The sequence below is a fragment of the Pseudomonas sp. genome (assembly GCF_032058845.1).
GTDB lineage: Bacteria > Pseudomonadota > Gammaproteobacteria > Pseudomonadales > Pseudomonadaceae > Aquipseudomonas.
Map to the genome: position 1 here is coordinate 1 of NZ_DAMCCR010000078.1, position 13,470 is coordinate 13,470.

Annotated in this window: 11 protein-coding genes; 4 read left to right on the plus strand and 7 right to left on the minus strand. The window is 65.7% G+C overall.

Annotated features, from left to right (window positions below; translation table 11 throughout):
• The first annotated feature begins 236 nt into the window (after positions 1-236).
• Positions 237-1,148 (plus strand): DUF2242 domain-containing protein, encoded by a 912-nt coding sequence (locus tag RT028_RS14815; protein WP_312935878.1) that lies wholly within the window; start codon positions 237-239, stop codon positions 1,146-1,148.
• 191 nt (positions 1,149-1,339) lie between these two features.
• Here the strand turns inward: RT028_RS14815 and RT028_RS14820 are convergent, their stop codons facing one another.
• Entirely contained in the window at positions 1,340-2,383 is a 1,044-nt protein-coding gene (locus RT028_RS14820) for an AraC family transcriptional regulator (protein WP_312935879.1), read from the minus strand.
• 2 nt (positions 2,384-2,385) lie between these two features.
• Positions 2,386-3,504: a nitrilase-related carbon-nitrogen hydrolase gene (locus tag RT028_RS14825; protein ID WP_312935880.1), complete on the minus strand. Its 1,119-nt coding sequence runs from the start codon at positions 3,502-3,504 to the stop codon at positions 2,386-2,388.
• Positions 3,505-3,796: 292 nt separating this feature from the next.
• On the opposite strand from RT028_RS14825, the gene RT028_RS14830 reads away from it, so the two are divergent.
• Positions 3,797-5,833: an NADPH-dependent 2,4-dienoyl-CoA reductase gene (locus tag RT028_RS14830; protein ID WP_312935881.1), complete on the plus strand. Its 2,037-nt coding sequence runs from the start codon at positions 3,797-3,799 to the stop codon at positions 5,831-5,833.
• A gap of 52 nt (positions 5,834-5,885) precedes the next feature.
• On the opposite strand, the gene RT028_RS14835 is transcribed toward RT028_RS14830, so the two are convergent.
• The 3 genes from RT028_RS14835 to RT028_RS14845 all read right to left on the minus strand — a co-directional run bounded on the left by RT028_RS14835 (position 5,886) and on the right by RT028_RS14845 (position 8,893).
• Positions 5,886-6,770, minus strand: coding sequence for an alpha/beta hydrolase (locus RT028_RS14835; RefSeq protein ID WP_312935882.1), 885 nt, complete (start codon positions 6,768-6,770; stop codon positions 5,886-5,888).
• 81 nt (positions 6,771-6,851) lie between these two features.
• Positions 6,852-8,198 (minus strand): sensor histidine kinase, encoded by a 1,347-nt coding sequence (locus tag RT028_RS14840; RefSeq protein WP_312935883.1) that lies wholly within the window; start codon positions 8,196-8,198, stop codon positions 6,852-6,854.
• On the minus strand, positions 8,198-8,893 hold the full coding sequence (locus tag RT028_RS14845; protein ID WP_312935884.1) for a response regulator transcription factor: 696 nt from the start codon (positions 8,891-8,893) through the stop codon (positions 8,198-8,200). Before RT028_RS14845 ends, RT028_RS14840 begins: the two co-directional genes overlap by 1 nt.
• A gap of 182 nt (positions 8,894-9,075) precedes the next feature.
• Between RT028_RS14845 and RT028_RS14850 the strand changes: the two genes are divergently transcribed.
• Together RT028_RS14850 and RT028_RS14855 are read left to right on the plus strand one after the other, a co-directional pair.
• Complete coding sequence (locus RT028_RS14850) at positions 9,076-11,253, plus strand: TonB-dependent siderophore receptor (protein WP_312935885.1); 2,178 nt, start codon at positions 9,076-9,078, stop codon at positions 11,251-11,253.
• A gap of 177 nt (positions 11,254-11,430) precedes the next feature.
• Entirely contained in the window at positions 11,431-12,324 is an 894-nt protein-coding gene (locus RT028_RS14855; RefSeq protein ID WP_312935896.1) for a pyridoxal-phosphate dependent enzyme, read from the plus strand.
• Here the strand turns inward: RT028_RS14855 and RT028_RS14860 are convergent.
• Both RT028_RS14860 and RT028_RS14865 read right to left on the minus strand, forming a co-directional pair.
• Positions 12,315-12,860 carry a cytochrome b gene (locus tag RT028_RS14860; protein WP_312935886.1) on the minus strand — a complete coding sequence of 182 codons (546 nt, stop codon included), beginning with the start codon at positions 12,858-12,860 and terminating at the stop codon, positions 12,315-12,317. The genes RT028_RS14855 and RT028_RS14860 overlap by 10 nt on opposite strands.
• A gap of 75 nt (positions 12,861-12,935) precedes the next feature.
• On the minus strand, positions 12,936-13,470 hold a 535-nt coding region (locus RT028_RS14865), incomplete at its 5' end, for a DUF1853 family protein (protein ID WP_312935887.1).

Genomic DNA, 13,470 nt, shown 5'->3' on the forward strand with positions numbered 1-13,470 from the left:
GAATACCGGCCTGTCACGCCGGGGGTCGCGGGTTCGAGTCCCGTCCGCTGCGCCACCTTCGTTTCGAGGTCCTTGAACGCCTTGAAACACAACGAAAGCGACCTGAGGGTCGCTTTTTTTGTGGGCGCGGTTCAGCGAGACGCTGGGGGTCGTGCTGAAGCAAGGCCGATCAGCGGTTCCTGTCATCGGACGATGTGATGCACAATAAGCACCATTCGATTTTCCCGGTAGAAGCAATGTCTAGATCATCCGCCCTCGCTGGGCTTGGGCTCGCGCTTGCACTGGCAGGTGTGTCCGGCTGTGCCACGAAGAAAGCGGCTGTGTACGAACACGAGAATTTCGACAACTCGGGCACTTACTCGCGCAGCTTCGCGGTGAACGAAGCAGGCTCGTGCGAGGCTGCACGGCGTGCATTGCTGAGCCAGGGCTACATCATCACCAGCAGTGATGCCAACCAGGTGGCCGGCAACAAGAGCTTCCAGCAGACCAGCGAGAATCACCTGCAGATCAGCTTCAACGTCACCTGTGCACCCGACAGCGGCGATGACCAGCGCTCCACCATCTTTGCCAACGCGTTGCAGGATCGTTACTCGCTGAAGAAATCCAACACCTCGGCGAGCCTGGGTGTAGGGATCCTCGGCTCGGTGTCGATGCCGATCGGCTCCAGCGATGATTCGATGGTCAAGGTCGCCAGCGAAACGGTCACGGCGGCGCAGTTCTACGACCGCTACTTCGCCCTGGTGGAACGTTATCTGCCCAAGCCGAAAAAGGCGGCACCTGCGCCGGTCGAGGTCAGCAAGGCCCCCGCAGCAGCGCCTGAGCTTGGCCTGCCGGAGCCTGTGGCCGAGGCCGGCCCGGTGGCTGGGGAGGCGACACCGGCCACCACGCCCGCTGCGGCGACGGTTGAACAGCCCGGTGCATCGTCCAGCACACCCTCCAGCCCGGCATCTACCCCCCAGACCCTGGCCCCGCCGTCCAAAACCGCTGCACAGCCTGCAGAACAGGTCGATGACAGCCAGGGCTCGCAGCCGGTGGCGCCGCCCGTCGCCGCTGAACCGATCCAGGTCCAGCCGCAGGCTGTGGACGCCGCGCCTGCTACTGAGGACAGCACTGCGGCGCCAGCGCCGGTCAGCGATCAGGCGCAGTAACGCTCGGCGCGCCTGCTACGTTCTATCTCTGTCATCACAGGTTCATCAGCCCGCCTTAGCGTGGTGTCGGTGACCACACCGGTAAAACGACGACAGGAGCCAGCCCCCATGGATGATTATCAGGAAGAATTGTTGGACACCCACGCTTATGAGCCCGAGGCCGTCGATACTACTGACGACGCCACCGAACTCTAGGCCAATCGACGCTGCTGCCGGCGGTAGGCACCCGGGGTCAACCCCGTCCAGCGCTTGAACGCCCGCTGAAAGGCCGCTGCCGAGGCAAAGCCCAGCAGGTACGCCACCTCGCCAAAACTCAGTGCCGTATCTCGAATGTAGGCCTCGGCCAGGTCGCGGCGGGTGTCATTGAGCAGTTCGCGAAAGCCGGTGCCTTCTTCTGCCAGTTGCCGGCGCAGCGTCCAGCTGGGCAGGTTGATGCGCTGCGCCACATCCTCCAGGCTGGGTTCGCGGCCGCTGCTCAACTGCGGCCCCAGCAGATGGGTGATGCGCTCACGCAGGCTGCGCACGCGCGTCAGTTGTTGCAGCTGCGCTTCGCACAGCTGCAACAGGTGCTGCCAGGTGCTGGGGCAGTGCTGTGGGTTGGCTTGATCGAGCGCCGCGCGGTTGAGGCGCAGTTGGTTGTGCTCGGCACCAAACTGCACGGCCTGGCTGCACAGCGCCTGGTAGCGCTCGGCCTCGGCAGGCGCGGCAAATTCGAGCTGCAGCCGTTCGGCAACCAGCACCTGCCCGCCGACACTCGACAGCTGGGTCAGCCAACCGCTGAGCAGCGAATCCACCACGAAGCGGTTGTAGGCGTTGTAGGGGCTGATCGAATAGAAGCGCAGCCAGGCGCCGTGTGGGTCCTCCTCGAACGAGGAGCGACCGCGGTAGTTGCTGGCGTACAGCGGCTCGAAGCGCAGCAAAGCCTGGGCGGCAGCCCCGACGGTGGGCGCCTGGGCAGCGGTGACGCCGGCCAGGCCAGCCTGGGCCAGGCGGCTGTGCCGGCCCATGCTCAGGCCCAGTGCGGGATCGCCGCAGAGTGTGACGGCCGCATGGCCCAGGTGCATGTAGCGCGGGATAGACAAGCGCGCTTCAGCCTGGCCCAGGCGCGCGGTGTCGAGGCCATAACGCTGCAGGAGCGGCTGCGGGTCTTGGCCGCGTTCGCGCAGCGCTTGGCCCAATGGCTGGACGAAGCCGACCGAAAGATCGCCCAGGCGCACCTGCGTGCGGTGGGTCATGCCTAGCGCCACACGTTGAGCAAGCGTGCACCGGGATGGGACGCTGCGCTGAGCTGCTGGCCAGCCTGGTTGATGAAGCCCTGGCCGCCGGCGGCCTGTTCCCAGAACTGCCCGTGCATGAACACGCTGATGCTCGTCGTATCGCCGCTGGCCGCTTGGGTCAGGCGCTGCCAGGCCTGGGCTTCGCTGACTTGCCCACGCTGCAGCGGCAACGCCTGTGCAGCAGGCTGATGACGGTTGCCGCGCCAGGGTCCGTTCCAGCGCTCGGCCCCGCCGAGGAACGCCGGGTTGGCGATCAGTTCGACAGACTGGGCGTGCAACTGCCGGTAGTTGTCGGCATACCAGCTGTCGCTGCCCAGCAGCACCGCGAGGCGGCCGGCAGGGGTGTCGAGCACCTGGTGGGGTTGCACCTGGCCAGGCTCGACGACGCGGCGCAGTTCGCTGTCCGGGTAGCGTTGGCGCTGGGGCTGGCCCAGCAACGAGCCGTCGGCCGCGAACACCACGCTGATGTTGAACAACGGCCCGCTGCCGGCGTGCAGTACACCGTCTTCGACAAAGGGCGCAGGCAAGATGATCGAGCCTGCGACCAGTGTCACGCCGAAGCGCTTGGCCAGCTCGCCGAAGACCTGTTGGTAGTCGGCGGCCATCTGCTCGGCCTTCATGCGCAAATGCGCATCGGCACGGCGGTCTTCACCGGTTGCCTGCAGCATGGCCAGACCGTAGCGCACCGGGTTGCTCAGCTCCAGCCACTGCCAGGCTTCGCGCCGGTGCGTGACCTGGTACAGCATCGGTTTTTCGCCACGCGCCCACAGCCAGGTGCCAATGTGCTCAGGCAGCACCACCACCGTGCGCGGGTTGATCAAGCCTTGGTCGCGGGCCTGCTGCAGATAGGCCGAGAGCTTGCGCTGCAGGCGCTTCAGGTTCTGGTAGTCGCCGGGAAACAGCAGCGGCTCGACGCCCAGCAGGTTGCCGCGCGCGCCAGGTTCGCCCTGGTTCAGCGCCAGCTCGATGCGCAGGTCCGACAGGTAGTGCCCTTCAGGGCGTTGCAGGGTCCAGAAGCCGTAGCTGCCGAGCGCCGCGATCACAATCAGCGCCAAGGCGCCGCAAAGCAGTTTTCGCATGAAACCGTGTCTATCCGATGGCTGGGCTGACAAGGGTACGAGCAAACGCCCGCCGCGCAAACTCCCTGTTGCGCTTGGCGGTGCGACAGACGCTCGGTAGATCGCCATCGACCCTTCTCGAGGTCGGAACGCGGGCTTGCACGGAACGCTGTCAGTTACGGTTACGCATTTGTCAGTTACGATCATTGAGGTGGCAATCATCGCTGGTTAATGTCCCCTCTGACGCTTGAAAGAGGCCCAGCCACATAACGAGGCCTCGTATTCCGTGATAACGCCCGACAAGGACTCCACCATGACGGCTTCGCCCTATCCACACCTGCTGGCCCCGCTTGACCTGGGCTTTACCACCTTGCGCAACCGCACGTTGATGGGCTCGATGCACACCGGCCTGGAAGAACGCCCCGGGGGCTTCGAGCGCATGGCGGCGTATTTCGCCGAGCGCGCGCAGGGTGGGGTGGGGCTGATGGTCACCGGCGGCATTGCACCGAACGACGAGGGTGGCGTGTATGCCGGTGCTGCCAAGCTCAGCACGGATGCGGAGGCCAAGCAGCACCGGGTGGTCACCGACGCCGTTCACCAGGCGGGCGGCAAGATCTGCCTGCAGATCCTGCATGCCGGGCGCTATGCCTACAGCCCGAAACAGGTGGCGCCCAGCGCCTTGAAAGCGCCCATCAACCCGTTCACGCCCAAGGCGCTGGATGAGGCCGGTATCGAGCAGCAGATCAGCGACTTCGTGCGTTGCGCGGTGCTGGCCCAGCGCGCCGGGTACGATGGTGTCGAGGTGATGGGCTCCGAAGGCTATTTCATCAACCAGTTTCTCGCCGCCTGCACCAACGCACGCACCGACCGCTGGGGCGGCAGTTTCGACAACCGCATGCGCCTGGCCGTCGAGATCGTGCGGCGCATCCGCGAAGCGGTCGGCGCGCCGTTCATCATCATCTTCCGCCTGTCGATGCTCGACCTGGTCGAAGGTGGCAGCGACTGGAGCGAGGTCGTGCGTCTGGCCAAGGCCATCGAGCAGGCCGGCGCCAGCCTGATCAACACCGGCATCGGCTGGCACGAAGCGCGCATTCCGACCATCGCCACCAAGGTGCCACGCGCGGCGTTCAGCAAAGTGACCGCCAAGCTGCGCGGCGAGGTAGGCATCCCGCTGATCACCACCAACCGCATCAACACACCGGAGGTCGCCGAAGCGGTGCTGGCCGCTGGCGATGCTGACATGGTGTCGATGGCCCGGCCATTCCTGGCCGACCCGGAATTCGTCAACAAGGCCGCCGCCGGCCAGCCGCAGATGATCAACACCTGCATCGGCTGCAATCAGGCGTGCCTGGACCACACCTTCGCCGGCAAGCTGACCACCTGCCTGGTCAACCCGCGTGCCTGCCACGAGACCGAGCTCAATTACCTGCCGGCTGCGCGGCCCAGGCGTATTGCCGTGGTCGGCGCCGGCCCTGCAGGCCTCGCGGCAGCCACTGTTGCGGCGCGGCGCGGCCACATGGTGACGCTGTTCGACAGCGCCAGTGAAATCGGTGGCCAGTTCAACGTGGCCAAGCGTATTCCAGGCAAGGAAGAGTTCTATGAAACGCTGCGGTATTTCGCCAATACGCTCAGCAGCACCGGCGTCGATGTTCGCCTGAACACGCGCGTGAACGTGGCGGCCTTGCTCGACGGCGGTTTCGACGAGGTCCTTCTGGCCACCGGCATAAGCCCGCGAGTGCCCGCGATTCCAGGCATCGAGCATGCCAAGGTGTTGAGTTACCTGGATGTCCTGCTCGAGCGCAAGCCGGTGGGCCGGCGGGTCGCGGTGATCGGCGCGGGGGGCATCGGTTTCGATGTCAGCGAGTACCTGGTTCATCAGGGCGTCGCCACCAGCCTGGACCGCGACGCGTTCTGGAAGGAGTGGGGCATCGATACAGCGTTGCAGGCCCGTGGCGGGGTAGCGGGTGTTCAACCCCAGCCACAGCCTGCGGCCCGGGAGGTGTACTTGCTGCAACGCAAGGCCTCCAAGATCGGCGAAGGCCTGGGCAAGACCACGGGCTGGATTCACCGCGCCGGGCTCAAGCATCGGCATGTGCAGATGCTCAACAGTGTCGAGTACCTGGGCATCGACGATGCCGGGCTGCACGTGCGCATTGGCGATGGCGAGCCGCAGCTGCTGGCGGTGGACAACATCGTGCTGTGCGCCGGGCAGGAGCCGTTGCGCGAGCTGTATGACGGCTTGCTCGCAGCAGGTCAGTCGGTGCACCTGATCGGCGGTGCTGATATCGCTGCCGAGCTGGATGCCAAGCGCGCGATCGATCAGGGCTCGCGCTTGGCAGCGACGCTCTAGCCGCTGCCCGCGTACCGTGGGGTGCAGCGTCCAGTCGATGAACGCAACCCAGTCAACGCGACAGGCGATCGATCACTCGCTGCAAGGACGCAGCCAACATCGGCCCATGGCCAAGCCCTTCGAACCGGTCGACCTGCACGCTCACCCCTCCGATCTGACGCAACGCTGCTGCCAGTTCACGCAGCGGCCGCTCGGCGTCGTCTCCCACAGCCCCACGCGGGCTCGCGGGCTCGTCGCTGCCGCGCATCAGCATGACCCTCGGCCGCGACGAGCCCAGCGCCGGGCTCAGGCCCTGAGCCTCACGAATGATCGCTCCGTCGTGCCACCACAGTGACGGGCTGGCCACTGCAAAGTCGCTGAATCGGCCAGGCCGCGTGAACAGCGCGTGCAACACCGCCAGCCCACCGTAGGAGTGTCCCCACAAGGTCTGCCGCTGCCGATCGACAGGCGCGATGGCCGCTACCCTGTCATCCATCGGACCTGTGAGCAGATCGAGAAACCTGTCCACGCCTCCGCTGGGCTCGCCGGTGAGGGGGTCGCGCTGTTCACTCAGCCCTGGCACGGTGGGGGTGTAGTCGAAGGTCCGTGCGGTACGCTCGATGCGCTGCAGGCTCTGGTAGCCGACCGCGACCAGGACGGGTGCCTGTCCTGCAGCCAGCGCCGCCAGCTGTGGGCCGTCGAGCGCGCCCAGCGCGGCGTTGCCATCGAGCATCCACAACACCGGATAACCCGTTGCAGGCGCGGGGCGCTTGGGCGTGCCGATCCATAGGCGGTAATGACGTTGGCCGTCGGCTGAGTCCAGGTCGACGTGGGTAAAGCCGTAGGCCAGGTCGTGGCGGCTGATCAGCGAAGTGTCCATGGGCTGCGCTGGGTCGGGGCGTGCCAGCACGGCAGGCGCTGCCAACGTCAGCGCCAGTGTCAGAATCATCGTCTTCATGGTGGCTCTCATGCAGGTCGCTCGATCAGCGCGCGGTTCCAGTGGCTGAGGGTATCGAGTCCGGCGTGGGGGTAAAGCGCCTTAACTTTCTAAACCGTCGGCCGCCGCTGGCAAGGTCAGGTGCAGGCTCAAGCCGGGGCCATCATTGCTGGCCCACAGACGGCCGCCCTGCAACTCGATGGCGCGACGGGCGATGGGCAGGCCCAGGCCGAAGCCTGCGCCGCTGTTCTCCAGGCGCTGGTAGGGGATGAAGATACGCTCAAGATCTGCCTCGGGGACCCCAGGGCCTTGGTCGCTCACCCGCAGGTGCCAGTGATCACCTTCGCGCCACCCGTTCAGACTGACCGTGCCACCGGCGGGTGAGTGGCGGATGGCATTGCGCATCAGGTTTTCCAGTGCTTGTGCCAGGCTGTCCAGATGCGCCTGGACCCGACACTCGGCGCCCAACGTGCAGGGCAGGCGCGCGCGCTCCCAGCCGCTTTCGAAACACAGGTCCTCGCACAGCGCTTCCCACACCGAGACCAGCAGCACCGGCTCGGTCGACAGACTCGGTTGTTCGGTGTCCAGCCAGGCGAGGTCGAGGGTGTTTTCCAGCAGCGTTTGCATGTCTGCGATCTCGCGGTCGAGGCGCTCGCGCAGTTGCTGGGCCGGTAGATGGCTGTCGTGGGCAATGCGCAGGCGCGCCAGGGGCGTGCGCAGCTCATGGGACAGCGTACGCAGCAGTAACCGCTGTTGCTCCAGGCTCTGGCGAAGGCGCACGGCCATGTGCTCGAATGCCTGTGCCAGCTCGCCCAGTTCATCACGGCGTTGCACGAAGGGCAGGGCGGGGCTGTCGAGCTCATCGGCGCGCAAAGCGTCGGCGCGGTCGCGCAAACGGTTCAGCGGCACCACAAGATGGCGGTACAACGCCAGGCCCATCAACAACGCCAGCAGCGCTGGCGCCACGCCGTGGGTGATCACATGGGTCCAGGCCGTAAGGCCCGTGGGCAGCAGGCGCTCGGGCAGTTGCATGACCACGCGGCCCTGCTCCGGGTGCTCGGCGAACTCGATGCTGACGTACGGCAGCTCATCGCGCAGACGCCGGCTCATCGGCCAATCGAGCTTGCGCATGAAGGTCAGGTGGCTGGCTTGCTCGGCGGTCAGGGGCGTCGGGCCGAGGCTCTGCAATTGCGGCCCGATCACCGCTACCCACGTCTGTTCCGTGTGCTCGACCTGCCTGCGCCAGGCTTCGATGCCCGCTGCACCGCCGCGTTGCCAGGCCTGTTCTGCCTGCTGGGCGTAGCGCGCCAGGTAGTCCCTGTCGGCGAGTGACAGAAAGTAGGTGCTGCGTTCCACCGACAGGCCCCAGGTCCAGATCAACCAGACCAGCAACAGGCAGAAGCTGACCTGCAGCCCGGCCAGCTTCCACAGCAACGGGTGGCGTCGCATCAGCCCTGCTCCCTGTCCAGCAACATGTACCCCTGGCTGCGGATGGCCTGGATCTGCAGGTGATGGACATCGATATCAGCGAGCTTGCGACGCAGGTTACAGACGTGCACGTCCAGGCCGCGGTCAAGCCGGGTGTAGGCGCGGTGCAGCACAGTCTGGTAGAGAAAGGGTTTGCTCAGCGCTTCGCCAGCGTGCGCATGCAGGGTGGCCAACAGGCGGAACTCGGAGCCGGTGAGACCGGCGGCACGGCCCTGGTGGATGGCGTCTTGGCGCTGCGCATCGAGCAGCAAGGCGCAACCCCGGGTGTCAGGGGCCACAGGCCGTTGATAGAGCGCCACGCGACGCAGCAAGGCATCGACCCGAGCGTCCAGCTCCGCCAGGCTGAAGGGCTTGGGCAGGTAGTCATCGGCGCCGCGCGTGAAACCACTGATCCGGTCCTGTTCGGCACCCAGCGCCGACATCAGCATGACCGGCACCGCCTGCTGGCGACGCAGCTGATCGAGCAGGGTCAGGCCGTCGATACCGGGAAGCAGAATGTCCAGCAGTACCAGGTCGAACAGTGAGCGATGGAGGACTGCCCGCGCCTCGGTCCCGGTCGCACAGGCACAGACGTCGAATCCACGGTGACGAAAATGCCGCTCCAGGTCTTGACGCAGGTGCAGGTCGTCTTCGACCAGCAGAAGTGAGGTGGGCACTGTGAGCCTTTAATGAGAATTCGTATCAGTTGCGAATCATCCCACTCCCGGCCATGCAGGGGCAACGCTTACTGGGGTTAATAAAGTTAAGGCGGCTGCAGCCTGCTGAACCCTTCGATATTCTGCGCAAATAGAAAACAGTTTCGTTTGAGAAATGCTGCCATTTGCAGGAAGGGGATGACATGAAGGGGTTGAACGGCGCGTCCGGCGCTCGGCAGGTACGCGGTGGTTGGTTGCTGGTGCTACTGGCACCGTTTTCGTTGACGGCACTGGCCGAGACGGTGGCGGTACAGGCGCTGTCCGAAGACAGCGCACTCGATCTGCCGGCCGTGACCATCGAGGGCAACCGTCTCTACGACATGCTGCCCTCCGAAAGCACAGGCGGTTACAGCGTCGATGCCGCTACCGTCGGCACCAAGACGCCGGCCGCGCTCAAGGACATCCCGCAGTCGATCACGGTCTACACCCAGGACTACGTCAAGGATCGCCAGTTCGTGCACCTGGACGACCTGGCCAAGTACACCGCCGGCCTGCGCACCCTGACCAACGACAGCGGTCGTTCCTCGATCTACGCCCGTGGCTACGAGTACAGCGAGTTCAACATCGATGGCCTGCCGGCGCCGATGACCAGCATTTTCGGCACCGTACCGTCCCTGGCCGCATTCGACCGCGTCGAAATCATGCGCGGCCCGGCCGGGTTGTTCAGCAGCACCAGCGAGCTGGGCGGCATCGTCAACATGGTGCGCAAGCGCCCGACCGCCGAGTTCCAGGGCCATGTCGAGGGCCGTTACGGCACTTGGGACACCAACCACGAAGAACTCGACCTCAGCGGCCCGCTCGATGAGGCCGGTCGCGTGCGCGGGCGCCTGATCGCCTCGCGTGACGACACCAACGGCGAAGTGGACTACAACGCCAACACCAGCAACAGCTACTACGGCGCACTGGACGTCGACCTGGACGAGGACACGCTGCTGTCGCTGGGTCTGATCCACGAAGTGAAGAATTTCACGCCGCATAACGGGTACCCGGCGAGCCGGTCGGGCGAGGTGCCGGACTTCAGCCATTCGCGCTTTCTGGGCGCCGACTGGAACGCGTTCGATGGCAAGACCACGGACCTGGTTGCCGAGCTGACCCACCGCTTCGACAACGGCGGCTATGGCCGTGTGGCAGCGCGCGGTTCACGCCGCGATACCGACTACCTGTATGCCTTCACGGCCACCAACAACGTGACCGGCGCCACCAGCGAACGCGCCAGTGCACGGGATTTCGCACAGGACACCTATGCGCTGGACGCCAGCTACAGCCAACCCTTCGCAACCTTTGGCCAGGTCAGCGAGTTCGTGGTCGGCAGCGACTACAAGAACTACGACACCCAGTACCTCAATGGCACCACCAATCTCGGGGCGATCAACCTGGGCACCTACTCGCCCAAGCGCTTCGCCAAGCCGTCGCCGAACTACAGCACTGAAACCGGCACGCAGGAAGAGGAATATGGCCTGTACTCCAAAGTCACGTTCCGCCCTGTCGAGCGCTTGGCCTTGATTGCGGGCGGTCGCTTCAGCTGGTATCGCGGCGACTTCTACACCACCACCCTGCGCACGGGCGCCACGCAGGACGACAGCAAGCGCATCGATGGCCACTTCACTCCCTATGGCGGTGTGGTCTATGACCTGACCGATAACCATGCGCTGTACGCCAGTTATTCGCAGGTGTTCAAACCGCAGTCCGAAACCGATGGCAGCGGTCGCGTGCTCAAGCCCCGTGAAGGTGAGCAGTACGAGTTCGGGCTCAAGAGCAGCTATTTCGGCGGTGACCTGAACACGCGCCTGTCGCTGTTCCGCCTGACCGACAAACACCGCGCTACCACCCTGTTCGATGCCGACGGTGTGGCGACCACCAACTCCGTGGCAGCCGGTGAGACGCGGGTGAAGGGGGCTGAAATGGAAGTCAGCGGCAAGCTCACGCCCAATTGGGAGCTGTTGGCCGGGTACACCTGGATGGACACCGACACGGTCAAGGGCGATGCGCAGACCACCTTCTTCATCATGCCGCGCCAGCAGGCCTCGCTGTGGAGCAAGTACACCCTGGATCACGGGCCGCTGAGCGGCCTGGCGGTCGGGGGTGGGGTGTCGGCGATGAGTGACTTCTACGCGGAGAACGGCGGCGTGCGGATCGACGCACCCGGCTATGCGACGGTGGACGCGATGGTCTCGTACCCGGTGACCTCGAAGCTCACCGCCAGCCTCAACGTCAACAACCTGTTCGACCGGGACTACCTGTCGCGTGTGGGCTCGACCTCGACGTTCAACTTCTATGGGCCTTCGCGCAGTGTGACGGTGGGGGCGCGGTACGACTTCTGAGCCAGGTGCTTCAAGGCTTGAGTGCATCTTGAGGTGAGAGGGTGGCGCTTATGGCTGCGCACGCGCTTGGACAGGATCTGCAGCCGACGTGCGTGACAGCCGGCCCCAGCGCCTTTTGGCGATCTCGATTCTGCCCGCTAGACTGTCGCTCCCTCACATTACCGGGTGCAATCGTTGCTGGCTTTTTCAGAACTGCCCTCCGCTACGCTGCAACCACTCCACCTCCCTTGGCTCGCGCACGCCGGCGTCCAGGCCGCCATCCTGCGCCTGGACCTCATCGACCCGCTGATCAGCGGCAACAAGTGGTTCAAGCTCCGGCACCATCTGCTCGCCGCCCGCGCCAGCGGCGCACCGGGCCTGATCAGCCTGGGTGGCAATCACTCCAACCACCTGCATGCGCTTGCCGCCGCCGGTCAGCGTTTCGGCTTCGCCACGGCGGGTTTGCTGCGTGGGCATGCCCAGGAAACGCCGACGGTGGCCGACTTGCAACGCTGGGGCATGGCACTGCACTGGTTGGGTTACGGCGGCTACCGCGCTCGGCATGAAGCTGATTTCTGGGCGGCGTGGCAAACGCGCTATCCGGGGTGGTACTGCATTCCAGAGGGCGGCGGTGGGGCAGCGGGGGCACTGGGCTGTCAGGCGATCGTCGCACAGGCCTGCGCGCAGTTGCCGGCACTGGGCTGGGAAGATTACGACGCCTGGTGGCTGGCGGTGGGCACCGGCACCACCCTGGCTGGGCTGGTGCAAGCCGAGCAGGGCGCGCATGCCGTGCATGGGGCGTTGGCAGTACCGGCGCATCCAGGCCTGACCGAACACATCCAGGCACTGGCCGGCCGCGCTGGCTATCAGTTGCATGAGGCCTGTCGTGGCGGCTTTGCGCGCACCGACGACACTTTGCTGCGCTTCATCGAAACCACGGAGCGCCAGACCCAAGTGCCGCTTGAAGCGGTCTATGGCGGAAAGCTTCTGCTGGCGCTGCACGACCAGGTGCAGGCCGGGCGGATCGCCCCTGGCAGCCGCCTGATCGTGGTCCATGGCGGCGGGCTGCAGGGGCGGCGCGGTTACTTGTAGGGCAGCATGCGCACCAGCGTGTTGTCGCGGCGCACCCAGTGGTGGTACAGGCCGGCCACCGCGTGCAGGCCGATCAGCCAGTAACCCCAGGTGCCGACGCGCTCATGCCAGCCCTTGATGAACCTGGCCAGGTCCGGGTTGTGGTCGATCAGCGCGGGCAGTTCCACGCCGTAGAACGGAATCGGCTTGCCGGCCGCGCTGAGGATCAGCCAGCCGGCCAGCGGCATGCCGATCAGCAGCAGGTAGAGCAGCGCGTGCATGAGGTGCGCCATGCCGATCTGCCAGGCCGGTGGTTTCGGCACGATGGGTGGCGTCGGGTGAATCAGGCGCAGGGCCAGGCGCAGCCAGACCAGCGCGAAGACCGTGAGGCCGAGCATGAAGTGCAGCGCTTTCATCAGGTCACGCCCGGCGCTGTCACGCGGGAAAACGCCACGAAACTCGATGAAGGCGTACACGGCGGCCAGCAGCACCAGCATCAGCCAGTGCAGCAGGATCGACAGCCGCGCGTAATGCGCAGGGGGGGTGGTGGAAATCATCTGAAAGCCTCTTGAGCAGGTCACGGTGGGGAAGCGCTCTGGTGGCGCCTGTCGATGGGTGCAGCGCAATGCCGCCTAGTCTAGAGCGGGCCAGTGGTCGGCCACCAGAAATACACGTTCCTGTTCCTCCCAGGTGTCGGCTGCAGCAGGTGCCAGCCTGATCAGCAACCGCGCGGCGGCGTCTGCCTCCAGTGCAGCCAGCCACTGTGTGAACTGCGCTGCCGGCCACAGCGCCTGTTCGGCCACTCGTGCCGGGGCCAGCCAGCGCTCACGATCCAGTGGCTGCCAACGACCCGCAGGCCGGCTTGCGGCAAAGGCCGCCCAGTCGCGATGGCGCAACCACTGCCCGCGCAGGTGGTCAGCCGCTGCACCTGCTGGCCATGCGCACCCCGCAGGCCAGGGGTGGAACAGGTAACCGCCCAGCCACAGCTGCGAGTGCACGGCACCGATACCCAGCGCGGCCAGTGCCGCCTGGCTCTCGGGCTGCCCGGCCATGGGCAACTGATGGCCGATGAGGTGCGCCAGTTTCGTGCCCAGGCGGTCGTGGCAGCCAGGCCCCAGCCACTGCCCGACGTCGCCGCCCGCAGCCTGCTCGGGCCCCAGGTACAGT